The 25,658-nt window shown below is 69.3% G+C and carries 24 protein-coding genes, 1 tRNA gene and 1 pseudogene; 16 read left to right on the top strand and 10 right to left on the bottom strand.

Going from position 1 to position 25,658, the window contains the following annotated elements:
- The first annotated feature begins 10 nt into the window (after positions 1 to 10).
- Both AC0T5L_RS08885 and AC0T5L_RS08880 read left to right on the top strand, forming a co-directional pair.
- Entirely contained in the window at positions 11 to 652 is a 642-nt protein-coding gene (locus AC0T5L_RS08885) for a hypothetical protein (RefSeq protein WP_476164914.1), read from the top strand.
- Positions 615 to 1,169, top strand: coding sequence for a pentapeptide repeat-containing protein (locus AC0T5L_RS08880; RefSeq protein ID WP_476164913.1), 555 nt, complete (start codon positions 615 to 617; stop codon positions 1,167 to 1,169). Before AC0T5L_RS08885 ends, AC0T5L_RS08880 begins: the two co-directional genes overlap by 38 nt.
- Positions 1,170 to 1,442: 273 nt before the next feature.
- Here the strand turns inward: AC0T5L_RS08880 and AC0T5L_RS08875 are convergent.
- Positions 1,443 to 1,524 (bottom strand) — tRNA-Tyr (locus tag AC0T5L_RS08875).
- A gap of 232 nt (positions 1,525 to 1,756) precedes the next feature.
- On the opposite strand from AC0T5L_RS08875, the gene AC0T5L_RS08870 reads away from it, so the two are divergent.
- Complete coding sequence (locus AC0T5L_RS08870; protein WP_476164912.1) at positions 1,757 to 2,254, top strand: YajQ family cyclic di-GMP-binding protein; 498 nt, start codon at positions 1,757 to 1,759, stop codon at positions 2,252 to 2,254.
- Between the two features lie 45 nt (positions 2,255 to 2,299).
- On the opposite strand, the gene AC0T5L_RS08865 is transcribed toward AC0T5L_RS08870, so the two are convergent.
- The 3 genes from AC0T5L_RS08865 to AC0T5L_RS08855 all read right to left on the bottom strand — a co-directional run bounded on the left by AC0T5L_RS08865 (position 2,300) and on the right by AC0T5L_RS08855 (position 5,663).
- On the bottom strand, positions 2,300 to 3,310 hold the full coding sequence (locus AC0T5L_RS08865) for a tyrosine-type recombinase/integrase (protein WP_476164911.1): 1,011 nt from the start codon (positions 3,308 to 3,310) through the stop codon (positions 2,300 to 2,302).
- A gap of 239 nt (positions 3,311 to 3,549) precedes the next feature.
- Positions 3,550 to 4,986: a replication initiator gene (locus tag AC0T5L_RS08860; protein ID WP_476164910.1), complete on the bottom strand. Its 1,437-nt coding sequence runs from the start codon at positions 4,984 to 4,986 to the stop codon at positions 3,550 to 3,552.
- 164 nt (positions 4,987 to 5,150) lie between these two features.
- The gene (locus tag AC0T5L_RS08855; RefSeq protein ID WP_476164909.1) at positions 5,151 to 5,663 is read right to left on the bottom strand and encodes a hypothetical protein; all 513 of its coding nucleotides are present in this window, start codon (positions 5,661 to 5,663) and stop codon (positions 5,151 to 5,153) included.
- 105 nt (positions 5,664 to 5,768) lie between these two features.
- Between AC0T5L_RS08855 and AC0T5L_RS08850 the strand changes: the two genes are divergently transcribed.
- Positions 5,769 to 6,542, top strand: coding sequence for a GntR family transcriptional regulator (locus AC0T5L_RS08850; protein WP_476164908.1), 774 nt, complete (start codon positions 5,769 to 5,771; stop codon positions 6,540 to 6,542).
- A gap of 6 nt (positions 6,543 to 6,548) precedes the next feature.
- Complete coding sequence (locus AC0T5L_RS08845; RefSeq protein ID WP_476164907.1) at positions 6,549 to 7,061, top strand: N-acetyltransferase family protein; 513 nt, start codon at positions 6,549 to 6,551, stop codon at positions 7,059 to 7,061.
- 1,182 nt (positions 7,062 to 8,243) lie between these two features.
- Here the strand turns inward: AC0T5L_RS08845 and AC0T5L_RS08840 are convergent.
- Positions 8,244 to 8,717 (bottom strand): hypothetical protein, encoded by a 474-nt coding sequence (locus tag AC0T5L_RS08840; protein WP_476164906.1) that lies wholly within the window; start codon positions 8,715 to 8,717, stop codon positions 8,244 to 8,246.
- A 765-nt stretch (positions 8,718 to 9,482) separates the two neighbouring features.
- A complete protein-coding gene (locus AC0T5L_RS08835; protein ID WP_476164905.1) occupies positions 9,483 to 10,346 on the bottom strand; it encodes a M48 family metalloprotease in 864 nt (287 codons plus the stop codon).
- Positions 10,347 to 10,894: 548 nt separating this feature from the next.
- Here AC0T5L_RS08835 and AC0T5L_RS08830 point away from each other — a divergent pair.
- From AC0T5L_RS08830 to AC0T5L_RS08805, 6 genes are all read left to right on the top strand, one after another.
- Positions 10,895 to 12,745 (top strand): 2-oxoacid:acceptor oxidoreductase subunit alpha, encoded by a 1,851-nt coding sequence (locus AC0T5L_RS08830; protein ID WP_476164904.1) that lies wholly within the window; start codon positions 10,895 to 10,897, stop codon positions 12,743 to 12,745.
- Positions 12,738 to 13,856 carry a 2-oxoacid:ferredoxin oxidoreductase subunit beta gene (locus AC0T5L_RS08825; protein WP_476164903.1) on the top strand — a complete coding sequence of 373 codons (1,119 nt, stop codon included), beginning with the start codon at positions 12,738 to 12,740 and terminating at the stop codon, positions 13,854 to 13,856. The genes AC0T5L_RS08830 and AC0T5L_RS08825 overlap by 8 nt, the downstream gene beginning before the upstream one ends.
- 118 nt (positions 13,857 to 13,974) lie before the next feature.
- On the top strand, positions 13,975 to 14,637 hold the full coding sequence (locus AC0T5L_RS08820) for an SDR family oxidoreductase (RefSeq protein ID WP_476164902.1): 663 nt from the start codon (positions 13,975 to 13,977) through the stop codon (positions 14,635 to 14,637).
- A 163-nt stretch (positions 14,638 to 14,800) separates the two neighbouring features.
- Positions 14,801 to 15,352 carry a hypothetical protein gene (locus AC0T5L_RS08815; protein WP_476164901.1) on the top strand — a complete coding sequence of 184 codons (552 nt, stop codon included), beginning with the start codon at positions 14,801 to 14,803 and terminating at the stop codon, positions 15,350 to 15,352.
- 297 nt (positions 15,353 to 15,649) lie between these two features.
- Positions 15,650 to 15,862, top strand: coding sequence for a hypothetical protein (locus tag AC0T5L_RS08810; RefSeq protein ID WP_476164900.1), 213 nt, complete (start codon positions 15,650 to 15,652; stop codon positions 15,860 to 15,862).
- A 95-nt stretch (positions 15,863 to 15,957) separates the two neighbouring features.
- Positions 15,958 to 16,173 (top strand): hypothetical protein, encoded by a 216-nt coding sequence (locus AC0T5L_RS08805; RefSeq protein ID WP_476164899.1) that lies wholly within the window; start codon positions 15,958 to 15,960, stop codon positions 16,171 to 16,173.
- A gap of 105 nt (positions 16,174 to 16,278) precedes the next feature.
- Here AC0T5L_RS08805 and AC0T5L_RS08800 read toward each other — a convergent pair whose 3' ends face one another.
- Positions 16,279 to 16,815, bottom strand: a complete 537-nt coding sequence (locus tag AC0T5L_RS08800) for a GNAT family N-acetyltransferase (RefSeq protein WP_476164898.1) — start codon at positions 16,813 to 16,815, stop codon at positions 16,279 to 16,281.
- Between the two features lie 136 nt (positions 16,816 to 16,951).
- Between AC0T5L_RS08800 and sigJ the strand changes: the two genes are divergently transcribed.
- Both sigJ and AC0T5L_RS08790 read left to right on the top strand, forming a co-directional pair.
- Positions 16,952 to 17,863: an RNA polymerase sigma factor SigJ gene (gene sigJ / locus AC0T5L_RS08795; RefSeq protein WP_476164897.1), complete on the top strand. Its 912-nt coding sequence runs from the start codon at positions 16,952 to 16,954 to the stop codon at positions 17,861 to 17,863.
- A gap of 4 nt (positions 17,864 to 17,867) precedes the next feature.
- A pseudogene (locus AC0T5L_RS08790) lies at positions 17,868 to 19,014 on the top strand (NAD(P)-binding protein).
- A gap of 62 nt (positions 19,015 to 19,076) precedes the next feature.
- Here AC0T5L_RS08790 and AC0T5L_RS08785 read toward each other — a convergent pair.
- The 3 genes from AC0T5L_RS08785 to AC0T5L_RS08775 form a co-directional block, all read right to left on the bottom strand.
- Positions 19,077 to 19,445 (bottom strand): VOC family protein, encoded by a 369-nt coding sequence (locus AC0T5L_RS08785; protein WP_476164896.1) that lies wholly within the window; start codon positions 19,443 to 19,445, stop codon positions 19,077 to 19,079.
- A 273-nt stretch (positions 19,446 to 19,718) separates the two neighbouring features.
- Positions 19,719 to 20,405, bottom strand: a complete 687-nt coding sequence (locus tag AC0T5L_RS08780; RefSeq protein ID WP_476164895.1) for a response regulator — start codon at positions 20,403 to 20,405, stop codon at positions 19,719 to 19,721.
- Positions 20,402 to 22,084, bottom strand: coding sequence for an ATP-binding protein (locus AC0T5L_RS08775; protein ID WP_476164894.1), 1,683 nt, complete (start codon positions 22,082 to 22,084; stop codon positions 20,402 to 20,404). The genes AC0T5L_RS08780 and AC0T5L_RS08775 overlap by 4 nt, the downstream gene beginning before the upstream one ends.
- Before the next feature lie 205 nt (positions 22,085 to 22,289).
- Between AC0T5L_RS08775 and AC0T5L_RS08770 the strand changes: the two genes are divergently transcribed.
- The 3 genes from AC0T5L_RS08770 to AC0T5L_RS08760 are packed head-to-tail and all read left to right on the top strand — an operon-like array spanning position 22,290 to position 25,461.
- Positions 22,290 to 23,282: a Bug family tripartite tricarboxylate transporter substrate binding protein gene (locus AC0T5L_RS08770; protein ID WP_476164893.1), complete on the top strand. Its 993-nt coding sequence runs from the start codon at positions 22,290 to 22,292 to the stop codon at positions 23,280 to 23,282.
- A complete protein-coding gene (locus AC0T5L_RS08765; RefSeq protein WP_476164892.1) occupies positions 23,279 to 23,908 on the top strand; it encodes a tripartite tricarboxylate transporter TctB family protein in 630 nt (209 codons plus the stop codon). The genes AC0T5L_RS08770 and AC0T5L_RS08765 overlap by 4 nt, the downstream gene beginning before the upstream one ends.
- Complete coding sequence (locus AC0T5L_RS08760) at positions 23,908 to 25,461, top strand: tripartite tricarboxylate transporter permease (protein ID WP_476164891.1); 1,554 nt, start codon at positions 23,908 to 23,910, stop codon at positions 25,459 to 25,461. Before AC0T5L_RS08765 ends, AC0T5L_RS08760 begins: the two co-directional genes overlap by 1 nt.
- The last annotated feature ends 197 nt before the right edge of the window (positions 25,462 to 25,658 follow it).

Raw genomic sequence — 25,658 nt, 5'->3', positions numbered from 1 at the left:
CGGTCACCCCATGACCTCTGCTCCCCCACCTGAAAGTCCCCTGTGGCGGGAACGACTTCAGGAGCGCAAGGTCCGGACCGTCACATGGGCCGACGGCCACAGCCGCGCACTCAGCTGGGGCGGGATCATCGTGGGCGGGCTCTGCGCCACGGTCGCGGCATGGCCTGTGGCCATCACGGCATGGGACTTCCTGGGCCTCACCGACTGGCAGACCTGGCGCCTGGTGCTCTTCGGGGCGGGCGCCCTGGTACTGGCCGCTGGAGTGGTGGGCTCGAATTGGAAGCGCACCCCACCAGTCCGGCTCGTCTGGTTGATCCTGCTTGCCTGGCTGGTGGCCGCGGTCGCGGTCGCGGCCCTGACCGGACTGGCCTGGCTCCTGTTGGACTCCCCCGGATGGAAGCCTCCCACGGATCTGGCCCCCCGGCACCTGGAAGCGATCACCACCCGCGCGTTCGCGATCGTCGCGGGCCTAGGCGGTGTGGCACTGCTGGTGATCGCCTACCGGCGCCAGCGCACCACCGAGGCCGGGGGAGCAGCGGGAGGTCACCAAACTGTTCAACGAGCGATTCACCGCCGCCTACACAGAACTGGGCAGCGAGCATGCGGCCGTACGCTTGGGCGCCGTCCACGCTCTGGCCCACCTAGCCGATGACGCCCCCTCCGAGGAGGAGGTGCAGATGGTGATCGACGTGCTGTGCGCCTACCTGCGCATGCCCTACACCCCCGCACCCGAACCACTTCCGAAGAATGCTTCCCATGTTCGGCGCGAGGAGCACCGCGAGCGCGAACTGGAGTTCACCTCCTTCCGTGAGGTGCGTCACACCATCATCCGGATCATCGGCAACCACCTACGCGAGCCCACCCGCTGGCGCGGCAAGAACTTCGACTTCACCGGTGTCGTCTTCGACGGCGGCGACCTGTCCCGGTCTCGGTTCACCGGCGGGAACGTGAACTTCAGAGGAGCCGCGTTCACCGGCGGGGACGTGAACTTCATCGAGGCCGCGTTCACCGGCGGGGACGTGAACTTCGGAGGGGCCTCAGGGACATGCCCTGCCAAGCTGCTCGAAGCGATCGACCGCGGAGAACCAGGCGTGGTCACGTTGCCCGACCAGTGGCGACCGGACCCCGACGAGAACAGGGGGCGGCCAGGCGCCGGAGACTCTGGTTGACGCAGCCGATCGCTGGCGTCCGCGCCCCGCCGCCCATATCGCAAGAGCACTGCTCTCAATCCTAGGGAAGTCAGATCGATGTCCTCCAGGGTCGGACCGAGAGCCGCCGCGGCTCTCGGTCCGAGGGGGTTCTGCGGCGGTGCGGTGACGTTCCTCGACCTCGCGTGCGAGTACACCGACCTGAAGTGGTCCGAGGACAGCCGCGAACGACCGGGAACGCGAAAGGCCCCGGTGGCCAGCGTGTGGGCTGGTCACCGGGGCCTCTTCCCAGTGTGGCAGGTCAAGGATTCGAACCTTGGAAGGCAAAGCCGACGGATTTACAGTCCGCTCCCATTGGCCGCTCGGGCAACCTGCCTGGGGTGCGGCGACTTGTTCGTCGCGGCGCACAACCAAGACTAGCGGATGATCCGCCCGAACCTGAAATCGCTCGCTCGGGCGCGCCCTGGGCAGGGACTTCGGCGGCCGGGGCGGGGCGCGGCTAAGCTCAGAAGTCCTGCCCGCACCGGGGTCCGGCGCGGGCCGACGAGACCCACGCGGGCGTCCCCGGGCGTCCGCGACCCATGATGACTAGCGGGGTGTGAGCGAACGTGGCCGCCGAATCCAGTTTCGACGTCGTGTCCAAACTCGACCGTCAGGAGGTCGACAACGCCCTGAACCAGACCGGCAAGGAGTTGGCCCAGCGGTTCGACTTCAAGGGCACCGGAACCACCATCTCCTGGCAGGGCGATGACGGGGTCGAGATCAAGGGCAACTCCGAGGAGCGGGTCAACGCCGCCATGGAGGTCTTCAAGGAGAAGCTGATCAAGCGCAAGCTCTCCCTGAAGATCCTGGATCCCGCCGACGAGCCCCGGCCCTCCGGCAAGGAGTACCGCCTTCCTGTCAGCCTCAAGGAGGGCATCAGCTCCGAGGACGCCAAGAAGATCTCCAAGCTGATCCGTGACGAGGGGCCCAAGGGCGTCAAGGCCCAGATCCAGGGCGACGAGCTGCGCGTCAGCTCCAAGAAGAAGGACGACCTCCAGGTGGTCCAGAACCTCATCAAGGAGAAGGACTTCGACCTGGCCCTCCAGTACGTCAACTACCGCTAAGAACGCGGTGGTTCACCGCCGTGACCTGCGCGGGAGCTGAGCGGATCACCGAGGAGGGCACATCCGGGGCACAAGGCCGAGCGCGTTGTCCACGAGGGCGCGCGTTCGGTCTTGGGCTTCGGGCCACTCCCCCACGTAGGTGTTGAGCGTCACGGTCGGGGTGGAGTGCCCCAATGCCATCTGAACTGTCTTGACCGAGGCCCCCTCATGGATGAGCAGGGTCGCGAAGTAGTGCCTCAGGCAGTGCAGGCCGACGCCCTTGGGGATACCGACGGCACGGGCAGCGGGTGACCACACGTGCGACCAGTTGGCCCGGTGAATCGGGGCCAGGTCCCCGAAGCCACCGGTGACACCGCCCCAGAGGAAGACCAGCTTCGCCTTCCTCCATCGAGGGTTGTGGGAGTCTGTCTCGTCTTCGATCTCCACCTCCACCGGAGCGAAGCGCTCAAGATGCCGTTGCAGCGCCTCAGAGGCCACCTCGGGCAGTTCGACCGTGCGGGCCGAGGTCTTGGTCTTGGGAGGCCCCAGGAAGGGCTTACGGCCGGTCACAGCGATGAGCTGTTGGCGTACGTCGATCTCGCGCCGCCCGAAGTCGATCGCGTCGAGTTCGAGACCGAAGATCTCGCCGCCCCGGAGGCCGCAGCCGGCCCCGAGGTAGGCGATACCGGAGTACCGGGCGGGAAGGTGTGCGGCCAGGCCGTGAACCTGGTCAGGAGTCGGAATGTAGTGGTCGTGCTTGCCAGCTTCAGGCAGCCGCTGTTCCTTGCACGGTGAGACCTCTATCGCCCGATCGACCACGGCCCACGAGAACAGCGCGGTCACGTAGCTGTAGGCCACTCGGAGGGTTGAGGAAGCCAGAACGGCCGACCGATCCTTGATCCATGCGCGGATCTGCGATGCCCGCACCTGCGACATCTTGAGGTGCCCGAGGACGGGGTCGATGTGGAGCCGGAAGACGGACTCCATGCGTTCGGCTGTGGAGGCGCGATTGATCGCTCCCGAGCGCCAGAGCGCCCCGTAGTCCCTCAGGAGCATGTTGCTGGAGTCCGTGTCCACGGACAGCCCTTTGGACGCGTTGGCTTTCAGCTTGGCGTCGAAGGCTTCCGCGTGAACCTCGGGGTCTTTGCCTGACTTCTTCGGGAAGTTCCGTTTCCGTTGCCTGCCGAATTCGTCACGCCACCGAACTTGCCAACGGTCCCCGATGCCGTGTTCGGAACCAGGGATCTGCTTGTGCTCGCGGCAGGGCGTGTCACCTTCTGCGGCCTGGGACTTGTGCCATCGGTCGTAGACGGCCATTAGGCGGCCTCTTCCAACTCGGCGAGCTGTTCGCGGCCGATCCTGCGGCTGTACACGCGGCTGCGGTGGTGGGACTCGGCCAACCACCGGTCCACGGGATGCGCGTAGCCCTGCCCGGCGAAGGAGAACGAGCCGACCACGAGCGTGGTGTCCTCGATGGCCTCGGGCAGGTCACCGAGTAGTTCGTCATGACCGGTTTCGCGTGCCTGCCCCATGCGGAAATCCCGCCTCACCTGCCGCAGCTCCCCCAACGTGGTGGAATAGCGCCGCGACTTGGTGGAGAAGTGACCCCGAAAGCCCAGGGTGTGCGCCCACCGGTCAAGCTTGCGCTCCTCCAGGCCCCGCACCTCCGACAGGCGCCAGCACGCGTGGATCAACCTGCGCTGGTGGTCGGACAGGCCCAGGTGGTCCAGCGGAGCACCGGCGAACACGCGCCGGTCCAGGGTGCCGTCCTCGGTGGTGGACTTGGTGGCGTACTTGGCGATGTAGGCGGCCACCGCTTCCTCATCCACCCCACCGGAGGTGAAGGCGCCCGAGGTGATCGCGTGCACGTCCACCTGCTCACCCCAGGACAGGAACCTGGAACCGGTGTCGGTGTCGGCCGGGACCACCACGGCCGCAGCCGCGGAACGGATCGCGTCGGTGAGCAGTTCCACCGTCGCCCAGGCGGGCGGGGGTTCCACGAGGCCGTCCGGGCGTTTGGTGTCCAAGCGGATCACGGCATGGAAGTGGACCAGGCCCCGGGCCTGGAACTCGGCCACCTTGGCGTAGGAGACCCGCACCGTGCGGTTGAACTCGGTGCGCCCGATCCCGGCGGCGTCGGCCAGGTGGCGGCGCAGGTAGACGGTGAAGCGGCTCCACAGGTCCCCGGCGTGGTTGTTCCACAGCACGTGCCCGTCGTAGTCGTAGGCGTCCGCGTCCAGTGGTTGACCCACGGCCGGGTCGTCTGCGGTGTGGCGGCGGTAGCAGGCCGCACCAGTGCGGCGGGGGTGGCAGAGCACGGGCTTGCCGGAGGCGTCCGGTCCCCGGTGGACCGGGCCGAAGCTGGGGGCGGTCAGGGTGGCGAACACGCGCGGGTGGGAGCGCACGGCTTCCGAGACGCCCTTGTCTCCGCCGACGAGTCCGGAGCGGATGAGGTGGAAGGTGTCGCCCCGGTAGGTGTCGGCGCAGGCCGGGCACCGGGAAGCGCGGCGGTTGCCGCAGGCGACCATGAGCACCTGTCCGGGCTGGCCGGTGGTGGACCACACCGCCTCAGAGGTCCCGGTGGCCGTGTCCACGGCCGAGAGTTGGCCGCGCAGCCGCAGCGGCTCAGAGCAGCCACCGACCCGCTTGATGGTGGAGAGCACGTCATCGAGTGCGCCGGTGGCCACGCGTTCGCTGATCTGCTCTGTGGAGGGTGCGCGACGGGGCTGTGGAGCGTCGCCGGGGTGGGGCATGATGGGAAGCGCCTTTCGTTCCTTGCATTCGCGTGTGGGGTTCGTTGGGTAGGTGAAGCCCCGGCCCGGGTGGTGTGTGGAAGCAGCCCCAGGCCGGGAACGTTTCGCGGACCCCGGCACGGTGACGGTTCTTGGTCGGATTGGGCACCGTGTCGGGGGCGGATTCAAAAGTCGGTGTCGGCGTCCATGGGGGTGTCGACAGGCAGGGGCGCGACCTTCAGCAGCGCCCACCCGGTGTCACCGCAGGCCGGGCAGTCCGGCACCCAGGGCACCCGGGCGTTCTCGCAGCGTTGGTGTCCGCTGACCGGGTCGATGTCGCAGGAGGGGCAAGGTCCCCAGTCTTCGCGGACGTTGCCGTGGTCCCTTGTGGTGTGCCGGAAGAACGACGGGGCGCCGTGGGTGCCCCGGGGGTAGCGGGTGAAGTCCCACCCGGAGTGGCGGCCGTTCACCCCGGTGCAGGAGGGGCACAGCTTCCACTGGCCCTTGCGCCCCTTCTTGGGCAGGCAGCCGCGTCCCTCGCACTGGTCGCACAGCTCGCTGTCGGGCAGCAGGGCGAGCGGGGCGGGTACGGGCAGGTTCGCGAAGTCCCCGGCGGCCAGAGCGCCTTCCACCTTGGCGAAGAAGCCAGAACGGGTCATGCGGGTGGAGGAAGCGAGAGCGGAAGCGGCGAGCACCATAAGGTCTCCTCGAAGTGGCTTGAGCCAGTAGTGGCTTAAGCCAGTAGAGCACACCTGTTGAGAGTGGTCAAGCTACTGGCTTGAGCCAGCTTGTACGCTGGGTGTATGACACCGACCGAGGAACCTCTTCTGCCGAGTCGCCGCATAGCGAATGACTTGCGCGACTCCATCACCAGCGGTGTGCTGGAACCCGGCGAGAAGCTGCCATCCGAACGTGAGTTGGCCCAGCGGTACGGGACAGCGCGCAACACAGCCCGGGAGGCCATGCGCCTACTCGCTGACGAAGGGCTAGTGGACGCCCAGCACGGGCGGGGCGTCTTCGTGCGCGCTAAGCGGCAGCTCTTCCGATTCGGCAGCGAGCGCTACTCGCGACGGTTGCGCGAGGAGACCGGCCTGTCCCCCTACCGAGCCGAACTCGCACGCCAGGGCATGGCCGCACGCGTTGACTGCACCTCCATCGAGCGGGTACACCCGCCCGGCCGAGTGAGGGAGCGGCTCGGGCTTGCCGACGACGCTCAGGTGATTCGCCGGGAGAACTGGTACTACGCGGACGAGGCTCCTGTGCAGCTCGGAATTACCTACATCCCCGTGGAAGTCGCCGGGGATACCGTGCTGGCCAACTCCGCCAACATGGGCAAGGGCAGCCTCTACGCACGCTTCGAGGAGCAAGGACACGCGATCACCCGTGTGCGCGAAGAGATCTGCGCCCGGATGCCGACCCGGGATGAGGTCAAAGGACTGTCGATCCCTGACGGTGTGCCGGTCATCGACGTTCTCCACACAGGCATTGACCAGGAAGGCACGCCCTTCGAAGTCACGAACTTCATCATGCGCGCGGACTTCGCAGCACTGGACTACAACATGCCGGTAGAGGACTGAGGACCGATGAGCCACGAGGTGGAAGTCCGACCACGCGAAGAGCAGGACCTAGACACCTGCGCCCGGTTGCTGGTGGAGGTACACGAGCGAGACGGCTACCCCGTGGAAGGCGTTGCCGACCCCCGGGGATGGCTGGAACTCGACGAGAGCGGCCGGGCATGGGTCGCACTAACCGAAGGGTCGGTAGCCGGACACGTCAGCCTCAGTCCCAACAGCAGCGATGACGCCGTGAAGCTGTGGAAGGCCCAGAACAGCAGCAAACGGGAACTCGTGGCCTCAGTCGGCAGATTGTTCGTCTCCCCCACTGCGAGAGGGCGAGGAGCCGCACAGGCGTTGATGAGACAGGTCACGGAGTTCGGCCAAAAGCACGGTTGGCAACTCGTCCTGGACGTGATGGAGAAGGACCAGGCCGCGATACGCCTCTACGAGCGTCTGGGATGGGTGTGCATCGGGGAGATCACCCACCGGCTCGGAGAAGGACAGGAGATACCGGCTCGGGCCTATGCCCTGTCCTGTTGAAGGTTTCCTTACTTCCTCAAGCCCGCACCTGCGGTGCGGGGAGGTCCTGGTGGGGTCGGCGGCGCTCAGACTTTAGGCACCTCTCCGGGGCAGGATCCTCCTGAACCACCGCCAGGGGGCCGGAGGGGTGAAGACGGGGTGAGGGGGCGAGCCCCCTCCCCATTGGCGGGGCAAGCGTAATGGCCCCCTGGCGGTGGTTCAGCCAGCCCCGGACAGGACACCGCCCAAAGTCTGATCACCACCTCAGGGAGGTGGGGAGGGTACGGGAGGAAGGGATTGGGAGGGGTGTGGGGGTGGGGCCTGGTTCCTTTGCTGGGTCGACCCGGGCGGGTCGAAGCGCCAGGCGTATGAGGCAGGCCGGGCCGGGTGTGCGGGAGCGAAGCGCTCGAAAGGGGTGCGGGGCCGGCGGCGGGGTGGTGTTCGGGGGTCGAGGGCGCGGCAGGGGCGAGCGGGTGCGGATGCCGCGGGCACAGTTCACCGGGGAGCGTTCTCCACGGGCGAATCAGTGCGAGCGTGTTGATGTACCGAGCAACCAGGGTGCGCAGAGCGCGGTCGCTGGACACCCTGCCGGGTGCCCGGCGGTAGGCGCGCCGCGTCCGCGCTCGCCAGCGTCCCGCGCGGCGCGTCCTCGCGCGCCCCGCCGTGCCCAAGGAGTTCGGGCACGGCATTCGTCACGGGGTGAGCGAACCAAGGGCAGCACCAGTCCAGGGACACCAAGGGGTGTGGTGGACCGACAGAGCACACAGGCCGGGCAAGCGTCAGGATCCAGACAACCAGGCCAGGACAGCAGCCAGGGAGCGGGCAGCACGCGAAGCGTGTGGCCTCAGGCAAACGCAAAGGAAGAGAAGCGAGGCTAAAAAGCGCGGGAGTGTGGGGGATGTGAATGAAACCTAAGGTAACATTATTGCATCAATTCAGCAAAGAAGTGGTAAATATCTATCCCTGTGCGGGTCATCACTACTACGCTCCGAGATCGGAGATCAGCGCAGCGGTCGGAGCGTAGTAGTGATGACCCTCCAAGACACAAAAAAACACACTCTCTGTAATAACTGCAGGTGAGAGCGTGTAAAGGTTGCGCGTCCCAGGCGTGTTAGGCTCCGTCCACGCGAGCGTGGACGGAGCCTAACACGCCTGGAGGGCACAACGGCAAGTAGATCGGCGACCTATCTTTGCCATGGAAGGCTATGCATCCACGAGTTCAGGCGAGTCTTCCACTGCAGCAAGCCGGGTATGGAAGCGCTCGCTTGGTGTTGGCCTAGCAGCTTCTAGGACAAAGTCAAGGAACTCAACCCCAGCCGTCAGCAGGTCATCTTCGACGTCCAGCCTTGACCAGTGTTTGATCTCGAAGTCAACGGCGAGAGCGAACCAAGCTTCTCGGCCTGCGAACTCGCCTTCCATGAACCGGTGCAGGTCACCAGCAGTCTGGAAGTAAGGGTCGCCCCATACAGCAGCTTCCTCCGCTGTGAAGCATGCATAGGCCCAGACTGAAGCTCGTTCGTGTGCACCATTGAGTGCGGTGAACAGAACGACCTTGCCAGCAACTGAGAAGGTACCGGCCAAGGGACACTCATAGCCGTACCAAACCTGCAGGTCTTCCGCAGTGTTGTTAGGCAACCACGGAGCGTTCCCCCGTGCCACCAAGCTGTCGAGATTCATGTGTTCACCTCATCTCCTTGGTACCCATCAAAGCATGCATCGAAGCTATCCGCCATGTGATTCGGCCAAGGATACTCGGGAGCGTGCAGCGGATCAGTCGCTGGCCACACCACAGACACGTGCGAAGGCCGGAACACCCTGCCGGGAGTGTGGACGACAGCAAAACCTGCTTGCCGAAAGCACTTGGCTGCTGCGATCCGCCAGCTAGCTGCTTGTAGATCCCGTTGCTTGATCTCCCTGCCTCCAAGGATGTACGCGAGCATGTCGCTCAGAGTCACCTGCTCATCCTTGACAAGCAGGGACACATCCACCTCAGGAGGCAACTTCCCTCTGTCTACACGAGGGGCTGAGCGATAACGATCACCTTTGAGAGATACCTGAGCCAACAGACTGTTGTCAGGGACACAGTCTTCAGGTGGGGGGCCGCAGCGGCAGAGACGGCTCCGAAACATGAGCTGGGGGGAGAGCGCCGGGGTCATAAGACGCCAGTGTAGATGGAACCCCTATAGCGCACAGTAAAACCACCTATTCAGCCAGCTCTTCGCTCCTGACAAGCGCACCTGCGCACCCCTCCAGGGCACACCCAGGGCACACGGGTCCGGGATGTAGCGCGAAACAGCGAGAAGCACCAAGAGACGTAACAGCACGTCAGAGGGCATCCCCGTCTCCTGAGCTGGGAGGCCGGGATGCCCTTCTCAGTACGTCAACTACAGGTAGCGACGATCGAACGGCCGCCCACCTCCTGGTGGGCGGCCGTCGCCGTGTCTATCCACCCATGTCCCACTCCCGGCGCAGTCCCCGCAGCCGCCGGATGCGCTCCGCGGTCCGCGGGTGGGCGGAGAAGAGACGACCCACCCCGCCCGGGAACGGGTTGGTGGTCATCAGGTGCGCCGAAGCCAGCAGGCTGCGCTCCCGCGGCAGCGGGTACCGGTACGCGCCCACCTCCAGCTTGCGCAGCGCTCCGGCCAGCCCCTCCGGGTCCCCGGTCAGCCGTGCGGCCTGCTCGTCGGCCCGGAACTCGCGCCGGCGCCCCACGCCGAAGTAGACGATCAGCGCCGCGAGGGGTGCCAGCAGCACCACCATCAGCCCGCCGAGCAGGTTGGGCATGTCGGTCTCCTCCGAGTCCCCGAGCGGGAGGAGGAACGCGACCATGGACATGGCCGTGATCACCGCGGTCAGGGTGGCCGCGACCGAGCTGATCAGGGTGTCGTGGGCGCGGATGTGCGCCAGTTCGTGGGCGATGACCCCGCGCAGCTCGCGCTCGTTCAGAGTGCGTAACAGCCCTGTGGTGCAGCACACGGCGGCACGTCGCGGGCTCCCGCCGGTGGCGAAGGCGTTGGGCGAGCGCACGGGCGACAGGTACAGCCTCGGCATCGGCTGCCTGGCCGCTGTGGCCAGCTCACGGACGATCCGGTACAGCTCGGGCTGCTCGATCTCGCTGACCGGCCGAGCCCGCATCGCGCGCAGCGCCAGGGTCTCACCGAAGAGGTAGACCAGCACCCCGGCGCACACCACCAGGGTCAGGGAGAACTGGGCGCCCTTCTCGGCGCCGCACAGCCAGCCGACCATGACGACGAGCACCGCGACGCCGACGAACAGACCGACCGCACGGGCCACGTTGACGTGCACGCCGCCACCTCCCCACTCAGCCGACCATGGATGCGCATACATGGTGACAAACGTGCGGGTCGGCGCTCCGCGTTCCCCCTGTGGCCAGCCGCCGGTCACACCCCTGGTCTCCCCGGCCCCTCACATGCCCCGTACCGCTCGCCTCCCACCGGCCCCTCTCCCCTCCTCCCGGTGCCCGGGCGCTCACTGTGCCCCGCAGCACGTGTGAGAATCGCCACCCGGGCACCTCCGCGGTGGGCCAGACGACCTATAGTGCGAGCGTGGCCCTCATCACTCCGCGTACCAGGCCGTCGGGACTCCGACCCCTCGGTCCGGTGTGCGGATGGCCGTGTCGTTGAGGACTGGCTCCTTCACGACCCGGCCGTCGCGGCGCGGCCGCACCGCGCGAGACCGGGTTGGCGCATCCGGCGATCGCGAGGGCCGCGAACGCTGTCCCCACGTCCCCGAACCAGGCACCCGTCCCGCGACGATGCGGTCCGGTCGGGGCTGACACACGAGCGCCGCCGCCCGTCACGACCGGCGGCTCACCAAGGAGGTCGTCGATCTCAGTGGCCAAACAGATCGAACAGCTCGACCGCGTCATCATCCGCTTCGCCGGCGACTCCGGCGACGGCATGCAGCTGACCGGTGACCGCTTCACGCAGGAGACGGCGTCGTTCGGCAACGACCTGTCGACCCTGCCGAACTTCCCCGCGGAGATCCGCGCGCCCGCCGGAACGCTTCCCGGAGTGTCCAGCTTCCAGCTGCACTTCGCCGACCACGACATCATGACCCCTGGGGACGCACCGGACGTGCTGGTGGCGATGAACCCCGCGGCCCTCAAGGCCAACCTGGGCGACCTGCCCCGGGGCGCCACCGTGATCGTCAACACCGACGAGTTCACCAAGCGCAGCCTCGCCAAGGTGGGGTACACGGTCGACCCGCTCACGGACGGGACGCTGGAGGCGTTCAAGGTGAGCGCGGTGCCGCTGACGTCCATGACGGTGGAGGCGCTGGCCGATCTGGACATCTCCAAGAAGGACGCGCAACGGGCGAAGAACATGTTCGCCCTGGGGCTGCTGTCGTGGATGTACAACCGGCCGACCGAGGGGACGACCTCGTTCCTGAAGTCGAAGTTCTCCACCAAGCCCGACATCCTCGCCGCGAACCTGACCGCGTTCCAGACCGGGTGGAACTTCGGCGAGACCACCGAGGACTTCGCGGTCTCCTACGAGATCAAGCCCGCCAAGCTCCCGGCGGGCACCTACCGCAACATCACCGGCAACCTGGCCACCGCCTACGGCCTGATCGCCGGGTCCAGGCGGTCTGGCCTGCCCCTGTTCCTGGGCTCGTACCCGATCACGCCGGCCTCGGACATCCTGCACGAACTGTCCAAGCACAAGCAGTTCGGGGTGCGCACGTTCCAGGCCGAGGACGAGATCTCCGGTGTGGGTGCCGCCCTGGGCGCTTCCTTCGGCGGTTCCCTGGGAGTGACCACCACCTCCGGCCCGGGCATGGTGCTCAAACAGGAGACCATGGGACTGGCGGTGATGACCGAGCTGCCGCTGCTGGTCATCGACGTGCAGCGCGCCGGTCCGAGCACCGGCATGCCGACCAAGACCGAGCAGACCGACCTGCTCATGGCCATGTACGGGCGCAACGGCGAGTCCCCGGTACCGGTGGTGGCTCCCTCCTCGCCCGCCGACTGCTTCGACACCGCGCTGGAGGCGGTCCGGATCGCGGTCCGCTACCGCACACCGGTGGTCGTGCTCTCCGACGGCTACCTGGCCAACGGTTCGGAGCCCTGGCAGTTGCCGGAGGTGTCCGAGCTGCCGGAGATCGACCCCGGGTTCGCGACCGAGCCGAACGGGACGGAGGGGGCGTTCCTGCCCTACCTACGTGACGAGGAGACGCTGGCCCGCCCGTGGGCGGTGCCGGGCACGCCTGGTCTGGAACACCGGATCGGCGGCATCGAGAAGCACGCGCAGAGCGGTGACATCTCCTACACGCCCGCCAACCACGACCTGATGGTGCGCACGCGCCAGGGCAAGGTGGACGCGATCGCCCGGGACATCCCCGGGCTGGAGGTGGACGACCCCGGTGGGGAGGCCGACGTCCTGGTACTGGGCTGGGGCGGTACGTACGGCTCGATCACCGCCGCGGTGCGCCGCGTGCGCCGCGCGGGCGGCCGGGTGGCGCAGGCACACCTGCGGCATCTGAACCCGTTCCCGGCCAACCTCGGCGAGGTGCTGCGCCGTTACGAGCGTGTGGTGGTCCCCGAGATCAACCTGGGCCAACTGTCCCTGCTGCTGCGCGGCAGGTTCATGGTCGACGTCATCGGTTACAACAAGGTCCGCGGCCTGCCGTTCAAGGCCGAGGAGCTCGCGGGCGTGCTTCAGGAGGTCATCGACCGTGACTGAGAACGTGACGGGGCACGGCCCCGACCGGGGCGGCCACATCCACGGCGGCCCGGAGTCCGGACCGGACGGAGCCGGCGCCACGGGCGGGCTCCGCCTGGTGCCCACGACCGACACCGCGTACAAGATGAAGGACTTCAAGTCCGACCAGGAGGTGCGCTGGTGCCCGGGGTGCGGTGACTACGCGGTCCTGGCCGCCTTCCAGTCCTTCCTGCCCCAGCTGGGCGTGCCACGCGAGAACATCGTGATGGTGTCGGGGATCGGCTGCTCCTCCCGCTTCCCCTACTACCTGAGCACGTACGGCATGCACTCGATCCACGGGCGCGCCCCGGCGATCGCGACCGGGCTGGCCACCAGCCGCCCGGACCTGTCGGTGTGGGTGGTGACCGGTGACGGCGACGGGCTGTCCATCGGGGGCAACCACCTCATCCACGCGCTGCGCCGCAACGTCAACATCAACGTCCTGCTGTTCAACAACCGGATCTACGGTTTGACCAAGGGCCAGTACTCCCCCACCTCCGAGGCCGGGAAGATCACCAAGTCCTCACCGGTGGGATCGCTGGACCACCCGTTCAACCCCGTGTCGCTGGCGCTGGGCGCGGAGGCCACGTTCGTGGCCCGCACGGTCGACTCCGACCGCAAGCACCTCACCTCGGTGCTGCGGGCGGCGGCCGACCACCCGGGCGCCTCGTTCGTGGAGATCTACCAGAACTGCCCGATCTTCAACGACGACGCGTTCGAGCCGCTGAAGGACCCCGCGGCGCGTGACACCCGTCTGCTGCGCATGGAGCACGGCGAGCCGCTGCGGCTGGGCTCCGACCGGGGCGTGGTGGCGGGGGAGTTCGGCGGCCTGGAAGTCGTGGACGTGGACTCGGTGGGCGAGGACCGGCTGATCCGGCACGACGCGCACCGGGATGACCCCGGGTACGCGTTCGCGCTGTCGCGCCTGGACCAACCGGCGTTCGAGCACGTGCCGGTCGGAGTGTTCCGGGACGTACACCGCCCCACCTACGACGATCTGGTGAACGAGCAGGTCGCCGACGCCCGTGCCGAGCGTGGCGACGGCGAGCTGGCCGCCCTGCTGGCCAGCGGGGACACCTGGACGGTCGAGTAGGGCCGGGTCCTTTCCGGGCTCCGCGCCGGGGCCGAGGGGCCGCGCGGAGTCCGGGGTGTCCCGTCCGTCGGCGGGTTCGCGCCCCGGTTCCCGTGTTCTGAGGACATACGCTTCCCCCATGCGTATCGTCATCGCCGGGGGACACGGGAAGATCGCACTGCGGCTGGCCAGGAAGCTGGCCGACCGCGGTGACGAGCCCGTCGCCCTCATTCGTAATCCCGACCACTCCCAGGACGTGATCGACGCCGGTGCCGAACCGGCCGTGGTCGACCTGGAGAAGGCCACCGTCACCGAGCTGGCAGAGAAGGTCATGAACGCCGACGGCGTCGTGTTCGCCGCGGGCGCGGGTCCGGGCAGCGGCACGGACCGCAAGGAGAGCGTGGACCGCAAGGCGGCCGTGCTCACCGCCGACGCCGCCTCGCTGGCGGGTGTGCGCCGCCTCGTCCAGGTGTCGGCCATCAACGTGGACGAGCCGGTGCCGGAGGGCACCGGCGAAGTATGGGCGGCCTACGTGGAGGCCAAGCGCGCCGCCGACGCCGACCTGCGCGAACGCGGGCTGGAGCTGGACTGGACGATCCTGCGTCCGGGAGGGCTGACCGACGACCCGGGCACCGGAAGGGTGGCGCTGGGCGCCGAGGTCGAGCGCGACTCGGTGACCCGTGACGATGTCGCTTCGGTGATCGTCGCCCTTCTGGACGAACCGGGGACGGTCGGAAAGGTTCTCAACCTGGTGAACGGAGAGACGCCCGTCGTCGAGGCCGTCCGCGCCGCCGCCTCCTGACCCCGTCGGCAGGTGGCCGTTCGGGCTCTGTGGCCAGACGCTCCCGCAGGGGGCATCATGGTTGCGGAGCCCGGCGGAGTCCCGCCACGGTGGACGCGGATGACCGGGTAGCAGCCCGACGGGTACGGCAAGCTCCACGCAGAGCAGATGGGTACGGTTATTCATGAGCGTCACGCAGGTCGTGAGGGACAGCACGGTCGTCGAGCATGCCAAGGTCGCCGCGCAGCAGAAGCGCCGGATGTTCATCATCCAGCTGGAGGTGAACGCCTATGACGAGCCCTCCAGCAAGCTTCGCCCCGGGCTGACCCGCATCCTGGAGGGGATCGAGGAGGCCGGCTGGCACCTGGACCTGATCACCCCGAGCGAGGAGGGTGACAAGCCCGCCCGTCTGTTCATCTTCCGTCCGGACCCGGACGGCAAGAAGAACGGGTCAGCCGAGACGTACCCGCAGGAGCCCTCGGGCCAGCAGTACCCCTACCAGCACCATCCGACGGGGGCCCAGCCGCAGGACCCGTACGCGGGGTACGGCCAGCAGCCCGGCTACGGGCAGCAGCAGTACCCCGGATACGACCAGCAGCAGTACCCCGGGTACGGGCAGCAGTACCCCGGATACGGACAGCAGCCGGGGTATGGCCAGCAGCCCGGGTACGGGCAGCAGTACCCCGGATACGACCAGCAGCAGTACCCCGGATACGGACAGCAGCAGGGCTGGTAGCCCAGAACTGGTTCGGGCCCGCACGGTGACCACCGTGCGGGCTTTTTCTATGCCCGATGTCGGATACACACCGATTCCGATGCATTCGCCGTATACAGGAACCTGCCATCTTTTCGGTCGGTAACGCGGTGACGCTCCGAAGCAGAGATATGTCCGTCATGTCACCTGCGAAGCCGAAGAAATTCCAAGGAAACTCTGGACTCTTCCCCGAAAGTACTCCAAGCACGTCTCTAGTTACGCTAAGTTATTTACGGCGGCTAAAGCCAGCCTGTTTTGAACTTCCGAAAGGCAAGAAGAATGTCCCGTATCGCCAAGGTTTCCGGCTTCGTCCTCGCCACCGGCCTCGCATTCGGTGCCATGACCGGCACCGCCGCCGCGGACAACAACGCCGAGATCCAGAACATCACGATCCCGATCTGCCTGGACGTCCTCGCGGCCTCCGGCGTCAGCGGTGGCGACTGCAACGTCGTGAACTGGAACTCCACGAGCGGCATCGCCATCGACGACTAGGACCCGGTCCCACTCCCGTACCCGGATCCGGCACCACGGGGCCCTGGCCCCTCCAGCATCAACGATCACACCACGAACCGAAAAGGACCAACACCATGAAGCGCTTTGCCTCCGTCTCCGGCCTCGTCCTCGCCACCGGCCTCGCCTTCGGCGCCATGACCGGCACCGCCGCCGCGGACAACAACGCCCAGATCCAGAACGTCACCGTGCCGGTCTGCGCCGAGGTGCTCGCCTTCACCGGCCTGGACGGCGGCGGCTGCAACGTGGTCTCCAGCACCAACACCTCCGGCATCGTCGCCGTGGACGACTAGACCGATCCGCTGGGAACCCCTCAGGCGCGCGAACGTCATGGGGACGCGGGGCACGGCACAGCCGCGCCCCGCGTCCTCGTCCGTGCCGGGGTCGCCCCGCGACGTTCAGTACGCGCAGGGCCGGAGCTCGACGCCTTCCACCGGGTCGGTGGCCAACCGGGCGTGCGAGCCCGTGTCGAACCGCTCGTCGCCGTAGCGGAGCTTCTGTCGCTCGATCCCCTCCGGCCTGAACCCGGACCGGCGCGCCACCAGGCACGAACCCGGGTTGTCCATTCGGTGTCCCAGCTCCAACCGGAACAGGCCCAGCTCGGCGAAGGCGAACTCGCAGGCCAGCAGCGCGCCGGCCGTGGCCACACCCCTGCCCCACGCCTCGGACAGGGTCCAATACGACACCCAGCCGGTGTCGAGGCCCCTGCTGGTCACGTCCACCTGGACGTGCCCCAGCACCGGCCCGTCCGACTCGACGACCGCGAACCCGAACGCGGAGCCCTCCTTCGCCAGGAGCCTCAGCCGGATGATCCACTCACGGGCCTGATCCGGGGTGGTCGGCACCGCTGGCGCCTGCCAGGCCAGCTCCGGCTCGGCGAACGCCTCCAAGAGCCGGTCCGCGTCACCCGGCTCCCACTCCCGCAGTCGGTACACACCGGCTCCTCTCGCTCTCTCCCGCGCCACGCTATCCCCGCCGGGGCCGCGGTGCCTCCCCGGAGGACCACGGCCGGTACCGACACGGCACCAGAGCGCATGTCACACGAGGGCCGGGGTGATACGTCTTCCTGGCATGACGACCGATGTCTTCGAAGAACACCGCTCTCTCCTGACCGGTATCGCCTACCGCGTCCTGGGCACCGCCACCGACGCCGAGGACGTCGTCCAGGAGGCGTGGCTGCGCTGGTCCGCCGTCGATCCGGCCACCGTCGACGACCCGCGCGCCTACCTGGTCACCGTCGTCTCCCGGCTCGCCATCGACCGGCTGCGCAGCGCCCGCGTCCGGCGTGAGGCCTACGCGGGCGACTGGCTGCCCGAGCCGGTCAGCGACGTCCCCGACGGCGCCGAGCACGCCGAGCTGGCGGACTCGGTCGAGTTCGCGCTCCTGGTGGTCCTGGAGACGCTCAGTCCGCTGGAGCGAGCGGTGTTCGTGCTCCGCGAGGCCTTCCAGATGCCCTACGCCGAGATCGGCGGTGTCATCGGCCGGGAGGAGGCCGCCACCCGCCAGCTGGCGCGCAGGGCACGCGAGCACGTTCGAAGCAGGCGCCCCAGGTTCGAGGCCGACCGGGCCCTACGGCGGCGGATCACCGAGCGTTTCCTCAAGGCCTGCCTGGAGGGCGACCTGGACGGGCTGACCGACCTGCTCGCCGACGACGTCACCCTGGTCAGCGACAGCGGCGGCAGGGCCAAGGCGCCCCGGCGGGTGCTGGACGGCGTGGCGAAGGTCGGCCGGTTCCTGACGGCCCTGTCGCAGCCCCGCAACACCGAGCGGTTCCTGCGCTCGATGGGCCTGGCCGGGGGCGACCCGGAGGAGCTGCGGACCGCGGTCACCGAGGTCAACGGCGGTCCGGCGGGGGTCATCTCCGCCGGGGGCAGGGTGGCCACGCTGGTGTCCCTGGACATCGCCGACGGCCGGATCCAACACGTGTACCTCCTGGTCAACCCCGAGAAGATGTCACGCCTGCGGGCACCCGAACCGTCCTAGGAGCATGGACATCACCGTTGTGGGCGGTGGCCTCGCCGGACTGACCGCGGCCATCGCCAGCGCCGAGAGGGGCGCGAACGTCACCCTGCTGGAGGCTCACCGGACCCTTGGGCGGGCGTGCCCGCGCCACCGGGCCGCCGTACGTGGCCAACGAGGGACCGCACGTGCTCTACGGGGACGGGCCCCCGTTCGCGTGACTGGCGGAGCGCGGCCTGCTCCCGCCGTACCTCCCCTTCCCCGCCCGCGGCCTGGCCCGGGTGGGGACACGCCGCCGGGGCCGGGTGGGCGTGCCGCCGTACGCGCTGCTCAGGGCAGCCACACGGCGAAGGCTACGGGCACCGTACGACCGTGACTTCGGCTCGTGGGCCGGAGAGGAGCTCGGTGAGGAGGCCGCTCGGGTGGCCGCGAACATGATGGGCGTGGTGTTGTTCGACCACGACCCGTCGCGGTTGTCGGCCTCCTTCGTCTGGGAGAGGTTCCTACGTGTGACCGCTCCGAGCTGGCCCGCACCCAGGTACCTGGTCGGCGGCTGGACGTCACTGGTGGAGCGGATGGCCGTGCGGGCCCGGGAGATGGGGGTACGGATCGAGACCGGTGCGAGGGCGGACTCGGTCCCCGACACGCCGGCCGTCGTCGCGACATCGCTGGCGTCGGCCCGCGCGCTGCTCGGGGACGACTCGCTGGAGTGGGAGAGCGGACACACCCTGATGGCGGACCTGGCGCTGTGGCGCGGCCGGGACCCGTTCATCGTCTTCGACGCCGACGAGTGCGGTTTCCTGGAACGCTACTCGCTGGTGGACCGCACGCTCGCGCCGGAGGGCGAGGAACTGGTGCAGGCACAGCTGCCGGTGCGTCCGGACGAGTCCCGGTCCGCGGTCACCGAACGCATGGAACGGTTCCTGGACCTGTCCCTGCCTCGGTGGCGGGAGCGGGTGACGTGGCGGCGCGACCAGGCGGCGCGCGGGCGTACCGGGGCGCTGGATCTGCCGGGGCGCACGTGGCGGGACCGTCCGGCGGTGGACCGGGGCGACGGCCTCTACCTGGTCGGCGATTCGGTGGCGGCCCCCGGCCTGCTGGGCGAGGTGTCGTTCAACAGCGCGGTCGCCGCGGCGGAGGCGGCCACGAGCAGGCACTCCGTCGGGGCGGCGTAGGGCCCGCCGGGGAGGCCGGTCGGCGCGGAGCGCCGGCCTCCCACGGTCAGGCGGAACGGTGCTCAGGCGGGGACGTGCGAGACGGTCTCGACGTTGTTGCCGTCGGGGTCGCGGACGAACGCGCCGTAGTAGTGCTCGTGGTACTCGGGCCATACCCGCGGCTCGTGGAGCACCCTCGCGCCCGCCTCGACGGCCGCCGCGAAGAAGGCGTCCACCGTCGCCCGGTCGGGGGCGGTGAAGGCGATGTGGGACTCGCGGGCCCCACCCGGCGTGTTCACGGGCCCGATCCAGAACTCGGGGGAGGACGTGCCGTAGGCGATGTTCGCTCCGAAGTCGAGGACGCGCCTGGCGCCCAACGGGGCGAGGGCCCTGTCGTAGAAGGCGGCGCTCGCCGCGGGGTCGCTGACCTGGATGCCGAGATGGTCCAACATGTGCCGAGTGTGGCACGCGCCACCGACATTTCCGGGGCAAGGGACCCAAGTGCCACGAGTACGCGGCCTTCGGCGTCCCCTCCTACTGGACCACCGCCCCTGCCCGGCGAGGTCGGCGTCACCGAGCCGCGTCTGGGGGAAGGCCAGTACCACGAGGCCGCCCAGGTATACGGGCCCCGGAACCGGCCTCCCCTCCCCAGTGCGGTTCGTACCGCACCGGCCCGCCGCCGACGGCGCGTGGAGGAAGCACATCGGCGGCGGGCCGGAGGAGGCTCAGGCCGCCCAGCGGTAGAGGTGCTCCGGTCGGCCCGCCGAGCCGTAACGCATGCGCAGCTCGGCCCGCCCGTCCGCGCACAGGTGTTCCAGGTAGCGCCGCGCGGTCACCCGGGACACGCCGGCCCGACCGGCGACCTCGGAGGCCGACACCTCCCCCTCCGCCTCACGCAGCACCCCCGCCACCAGGTCGGCGGTGGCCGCTGTCAGCCCCTTGGGCAGCGACCGGGCCGCGGGCGGGCGCAGCAGTCCGAACAGCCGGTCCACCTCCTGCTGGGTGGTCTCCCCGTCGGCGTCCATCTGGCGGCGTGCCACCGCGTACCGTTCCAGCTGGTCGCGCAACGCGCTGAGCGGGAACGGTTTGAGCAGGTAGTGGACGGCGCCGCCGTGCAGGGCCGACCGCACGTGGGCGATGTCGCGCACGGCGGTGATCATCAGGAAGTCCGTCCGCTGCGGCCCGGCGCTGGTCGCGGCGGCTCGCAGGGCGCGCATCACCGAGATCCCGGACGCGTCGGGCAGGTGCAGGTCGAGCAGTACCAGGTCGGGCTGGTGGCCCTGGATCTGGGTGAGGGCCGCGGCCGCCGTGTGCGCGACCCCGGACACGGTGAACCCGGGCAGCGACTCCACCAGCCCCTGGTGGTTGCGGGCCACCCGCACGTCGTCGTCGACGACCAGTACGCGGATCACCGGACCGCCCCCTCCGCCTCGGACGCCTGTAGGGGCAGGCAGGCGGTGAACACCGCGCCCTCGTCGGCGTCGGGCGCCTCCATCTCCACACTTCCCCCTCTGCCCTCGCACACCTGCTTGACCAGCGCCAGGCCCAGCCCGCGCGTCCCGCCGTCCCGGGACGCCTTGGTGGTGAACCCGAGCCGGAAGATCTCCTGCGCCACGTCGTCGGCCACGCCCTGTCCGGAGTCGGTCACCCGGATCTCCAGCAGGTCGTGCGGCGGGTCGACGGTGTCGGCGGTGTGCGGCCTGTGCAGCCGCACCATCAGCTCCACCCACCCGTGCGGGGCGGAGGCCACCGCGTCGAGCGCGTTGTCGACCAGGTTGCCGAGGACGAGCAGTGCGTCGGAGCGTACCTCCCTGTCCAGGGTGGGGACGCTGGTCATCGGGGAGAGCCGCAGCTCCACGCCCGTCTCGGAGGCCTGCGCGGACTTGGCGATGGCCAGCGCGGCCAGCGCGGAGTCGTCGACGTGCTCGGAGATGTCCGTGCTGGTGCGCGTGTGCGTGGCGGACAGGTCGGCCAGGTAGGCGCGGGCCTCGTCGTAGGCGCCGAGTTCGAGCATCCCGGCGACGGTGTGCACCCGGTTGGCGAACTCGTGGGTCTGTGCGCGCAGTCCGCGGGTGACCGTGCGCGCTCCGTCGAGTTCGCCGGTGAGGCGGTCCAGTTCGGTGCGGTCCCGGAAGGTGACGACCGCACCGACGTCCTGGCCGTGCATCCGGACCGGCATCCGGTTGGCGACCAGGATGCGGTTGCCCGCGAGCAGGAGGCGGTCGTCGCCGGGATCGTCTCCGGAGACGATGTCGCGGACGCGTTCGGACAGGCCGAGTTCGTCCAGGCGGCGGCCCTCGGAGCCGTCGGACAGGCCGAGCATGTCGCGGGCGGGCGGGTTGGCCAGAACGAGGCGGTCCTCGCCGTCGACGGCGAGGACGCCCTCACGGACGGCGTGCAGCAGGGCCTCCCGGCTCTCCAGCAGCGCGGTGATGTCGGCGGGTTCGAGCCCGTGGGTCTTGGTACGGACCTGTCGGGAGAGCACCCACGCTCCGCCCACGCCCAGGAGCAGGACCACGGCCACCATGCCCAGTATCGCGGGGACGGCGGCACGTGCCTCGGTGGCGGCGCTGGAGGTGAGGATGCCCAGGGAGACGTAGCCGAGGACCTCTCCCCTGGCGTCGCCGCCGTTGACCGAGCCTCCCCCGGAGAACACGGGGATCTTGGCGCGCACGCTGCGTCCCTGCGTCCCCTCCTGCACGCCGGTCCACTCCCGGCCCTCCGCGGCCGGGCCGGGCGGTGTGGACACGGTGCGGCCTACGCGGTCGTCGTCGGGATGGGAGTAGCGGACGCCCTCGGGGGAGGCGATGACCACGAACTCGGCGTCGGTGGCGGCGGCGATGCGGTCGGCCAGCGGGTCGAGGTCCGCCGCGGGGTCGGGGGCTTGGAGGCCCCCGACGACCTCGGGCATGACGGCGACCGAGCGGGCCACGCTCAGCACCCGCTCGGCGTACTGACGGTCGGTGGCCCGGTCCAGGTGGACCGCCCACAGGGCGCCCACGGCGGCCAGGGCCAGTGCCAGCAGGAGCACGTAGCCGATGAAGAGGGAACCGGTGAGCGAGAGGCGGCCGCGCGCGGGATGCGTGGTCATGTGTCCTCCAGTTCGCCGGGCCGGGGGAAGCGGGGGTCCGGCCGGGCAAACGCCCAGGTGGACGTTTCACGAACAATACGACCAATATGACTCCAGTGTTAACAAAACTCTGACATGGGCGTGCCCGGGGTCACACTGTGGCCTGGATCTCCCCGGCGTCGAGGCTCCGGGAAGACGTACACGTTCATGGAGGAGGAGAGGACCGATGCGCGATCGCGGCGTGTTGCTCCGCCTGGCGGGAGGGCTGTGCGCCCTGCTGCTGGTGGGGACGGCACTGTTCGACGTGCGGCAGAGCGCGGCGTCCGGCAGCGGTGAGCAGGAGAAACTCCTGCTGATCGCACCCGCGGCCCCCGGCGGGGGCTGGGACGCACTGGCCCGGGAGATGCAGAACGGGCTGCGGCAGGAGGACCTGCGGTTCAACGTCGAGGTGCGCAACGCCGAGGGCGCGGGCGGCACCATCGGCCTGGCGCAGACCGCGAACCGCGAGGGCCAGGCGAACGTGCTGACGATGACCGGCATGGGCATGGTCGGCGCGGTGGAGACCACCGGGTCGCCGTACACGATGGCCGACGCCACCCCCGTCGCGCAGATGGCGTCGGAGTACCTGGCCGTGGCCGTACCGGCGGACTCCCCCTACCAGACGCTGGACGACCTGGCCGGGGACTGGCGGGAGAAGGTCGGGACGCTCCCGGTCGCGGGCGGTTCGATGGGCGGTGTGGACCAGATCTTCGCCGCGCAGGTGGCGCGGTCCATGGACATCCCTCCCGGCGAGATCAACTACCTGCCCTACGCGGGCGGTGGCGAGGTGCTGACCTCGCTGTTGTCGGGCACCTCCGAGGTCGGTTTCGGGTCGCTGAGCGACTTCGGCGACCAGATCGGCGAGGACGCGCCGCTGCGCGCGCTGGCGGTCTCCTCCCCCGAGCGGCTGGAGGGCGTGGACATCCCCACCATCGTCGAGCAGGGCTACGACGTGGAGATGTCGAACTGGCGCGGGGTCATCGCCCCGCCCGGGCTGACCGAGGAGGAGACCGACCGGTTGGAGACTCTCGTGGACGAGCTGGTCGCCACCGGGGCCTGGGCCGACACCCTGGAGCGCAACCGGTGGACCGACACCCACCAGGGGCGTGGGGAGTTCGGGGAGTTCCTCGACGAGGAGATCGCCCTGACCCAGGAGACCATCGAGGAGTTGGGACTGTGACCGCCAGGAACGAGGAGGCCTCCGTCGCCGCGGAGGCCAAGGAGGGTTCCGCGGCTGTCGGGACCGATGGAACCGCGGAGCCTTCCGGAATTTTCGAGGCACAGGAGGACGCGCGGACACCGGGGGCCGCCGAACCGTCGGGCCCGGAGACCACTCCGTGGAACGGACCGGCCCGGTGGGTCGTACCCGCTCTGCTGGCGGTACTGGGTGCGGTCGCCCTGTGGGGCGCGTTCACCGTCCAGGCGCCGCCCAACGCCACCAAACCCGGTCCGGGCGCCTTCCCCGGAGCGGTCGGGGCCCTGCTGCTGGTGGTCGCCGCGTGCATGGCGGTCGTGAACCTGCGCGGCCGCCGCGACGCCGCCGCCGGGGCCGCCCTGGCGTGGTTCGAGAGCCGACCGGTCCTGATCGTCCTGGCCGCGCTGGTGGCGCACGTCGCGCTGCTGGAGGTCCTGGGCTGGCTATTCGCGGGGGCACTGCTGTTCTGGGCGGTGGCCTACGCGTTCGGTGCCCGCGCCCACCCGCGTGACGCGGTGGTGTCGCTGTCGATGTCGGCGGCCGTACAGGTCGGATTCTCTCTCGGCCTCGGCCTGAACCTGCCCGGCGGCCTCCTGGGATTGGTGCTCTGATGGACGCTCTGCTCCTGCTCATGGACGGGTTGGCCGCCGCGCTGACCCCGCAGAACCTCGTATGGGCCCTCCTCGGCGTGCTGCTCGGCACCGCCGTGGGCATCCTGCCGGGCATGGGCTCGGCGATGGCGGTGGCCCTGCTGCTGCCGGTGACGTTCCGCCTGGACCCGACGAGCGCGCTGATCCTGTTCGCGGGTGTGTACTACGGCGGGATGTTCGGCGGGGCGACCACGTCGATCCTGCTGAACACGCCGGGTCAGGCCTCCTCGATCGCCACCACCTACGAGGGCCACAAGATGGCGCTCGGCGGACGTGCCGCACAGGCGCTGGGCACGGCGGTCATCGGCTCGTTCGTGGCGAGCGTGATCGGCACTCTGATCGTGGCGCTGTTCTCGCCGGCCATGGTGGAGTTCGCGCTGAGCTTCGGGCCCGGCGAGTACTTCGCGCTGACCGTGTTCTCGTTCGTGGCGGTCGCCGCGGTCGTGTCCGGATCGGTCCTGCGCGGTCTGGCGTCGCTGCTCATCGGTCTGTCGATCGGCTTGGTCGGTATCGACGCGCAGAGCGGTACCGCCCGGTTCGACTTCGGGTCGTCGACCCTGCTGGACGGGATCGACATCGTCATCGTGACCGTCGGCCTGCTCGCCCTGGGCGAGGTGCTGTACGTGGCGGCGCGTGGCAGGTCCGCACCGGACTTCTCGGCGATCCGCACCGGCCGCCCGTGGCTGAGCCGCGGGGACTGGGGACGGTCGTGGAAGCCGTGGCTGCGCGGCACCGCGCTGGGCAGCGCCTTCGGTCCGATCCCGGGCAGCGGCGCGGAGATCCCGACCTTCCTGTCCCTGGGCCTGGAGCGCAGGCTCGCCGAGCGCCGGGAAAAACGCCGAGGCGTGCACGACGAGTTCGGCGAGGGCGCGATCGAGGGCGTGGCCGGCCCGGAGGCGGCGAACAACTCCAGTGCCGCGGGCACGATGGTGCCGCTGCTGGGGCTGGGCCTGCCGACGTCGGCGACGGCCGCGATCATGCTGGCCGCGTTCCAGCAGTACGGGCTACAGCCGGGGCCGGTGCTGTTCGAGCGCAACGCCGAACTGGTGTGGACGCTGCTGGCGAGTCTGCTGCTGGGCAGCTTCCTGCTGCTGGTCGTCAACCTGCCGTTCGCGCCGCTGTGGGCGAAGCTGCTGAAGCTGCCCAAGCCGTACCTGTACGCGGGCATCACGCTGTTCTCGGTGCTGGCGGTGTACGCGATCAACACGTCGGTGGTGCATCTGGTCATGCTGCTGGCCGTGGCGCTGCTGGGGCTGGTCATGCGCACGTTCGGTGTTCCGGTGGCCCCGGCACTGATCGGCGTGGTGCTCGGTCCGATCGCCGAGACCGAGTTCCGCCGTGCGCTGGCGGCGTCCTCGGGCGATCCCTCGATCCTGGTCGGCAGCGGCATCTCGATCGGCCTGTACGCGCTGGTGCTGGTGGCCGCCGTGGTCCCGGTGGTCGCCGCCCTGCGGCGGCGCCGGGTGGCGCGTGCGGCTGCTCCAGCAGAACGGGAGGGCGCTGACCAGGGCTGATCCCGCCATCATCCCTCCACAGCGGCCCCCGGCTCCGTCCGCCGGGGGCCGCACCAGCGCACAGGCCGAAAGGCTCCTCCGCCCGGCCCGTCAGGTGTGCCTGAGCAGGTCGGCCTTCTCCAGTCGGTGGAGACGGGTGTACCCGTACTCCCCGAAGGGGCCGCCGACCGTCCCCGCGGGAAGAGGCGCCCCCAGGA

The organism is Nocardiopsis sp. TRM 82005, assembly GCF_056312425.1.
This window is presented reverse-complemented; position numbering and strand designations above follow the sequence as displayed.

Bases quoted from the DNA above. Each gene is read 5' to 3' on its own strand.
- AC0T5L_RS08885 (WP_476164914.1), top strand. From the start codon at position 11: ATGACCTCTGCTCCCCCACCTGAAAGTCCCCTGTGGCGGGAACGACTT.
- AC0T5L_RS08860 (WP_476164910.1), bottom strand. From the start codon at position 4,986: ATGCCCCACCCCGGCGACGCTCCACAGCCCCGTCGCGCACCCTCCACA.
- AC0T5L_RS08855 (WP_476164909.1), bottom strand. From the start codon at position 5,663: ATGGTGCTCGCCGCTTCCGCTCTCGCTTCCTCCACCCGCATGACCCGT.
- AC0T5L_RS08850 (WP_476164908.1), top strand. From the start codon at position 5,769: ATGACACCGACCGAGGAACCTCTTCTGCCGAGTCGCCGCATAGCGAAT.
- AC0T5L_RS08845 (WP_476164907.1), top strand. From the start codon at position 6,549: ATGAGCCACGAGGTGGAAGTCCGACCACGCGAAGAGCAGGACCTAGAC.
- AC0T5L_RS08840 (WP_476164906.1), bottom strand. From the start codon at position 8,717: ATGAATCTCGACAGCTTGGTGGCACGGGGGAACGCTCCGTGGTTGCCT.
- AC0T5L_RS08820 (WP_476164902.1), top strand. From the start codon at position 13,975: ATGCGTATCGTCATCGCCGGGGGACACGGGAAGATCGCACTGCGGCTG.
- AC0T5L_RS08815 (WP_476164901.1), top strand. From the start codon at position 14,801: ATGAGCGTCACGCAGGTCGTGAGGGACAGCACGGTCGTCGAGCATGCC.
- AC0T5L_RS08810 (WP_476164900.1), top strand. From the start codon at position 15,650: ATGTCCCGTATCGCCAAGGTTTCCGGCTTCGTCCTCGCCACCGGCCTC.
- AC0T5L_RS08805 (WP_476164899.1), top strand. From the start codon at position 15,958: ATGAAGCGCTTTGCCTCCGTCTCCGGCCTCGTCCTCGCCACCGGCCTC.
- sigJ (WP_476164897.1), top strand. From the start codon at position 16,952: ATGACGACCGATGTCTTCGAAGAACACCGCTCTCTCCTGACCGGTATC.
- AC0T5L_RS08785 (WP_476164896.1), bottom strand. From the start codon at position 19,445: ATGTTGGACCATCTCGGCATCCAGGTCAGCGACCCCGCGGCGAGCGCC.
- AC0T5L_RS08775 (WP_476164894.1), bottom strand. From the start codon at position 22,084: ATGACCACGCATCCCGCGCGCGGCCGCCTCTCGCTCACCGGTTCCCTC.
- AC0T5L_RS08770 (WP_476164893.1), top strand. From the start codon at position 22,290: ATGCGCGATCGCGGCGTGTTGCTCCGCCTGGCGGGAGGGCTGTGCGCC.
- AC0T5L_RS08760 (WP_476164891.1), top strand. From the start codon at position 23,908: ATGGACGCTCTGCTCCTGCTCATGGACGGGTTGGCCGCCGCGCTGACC.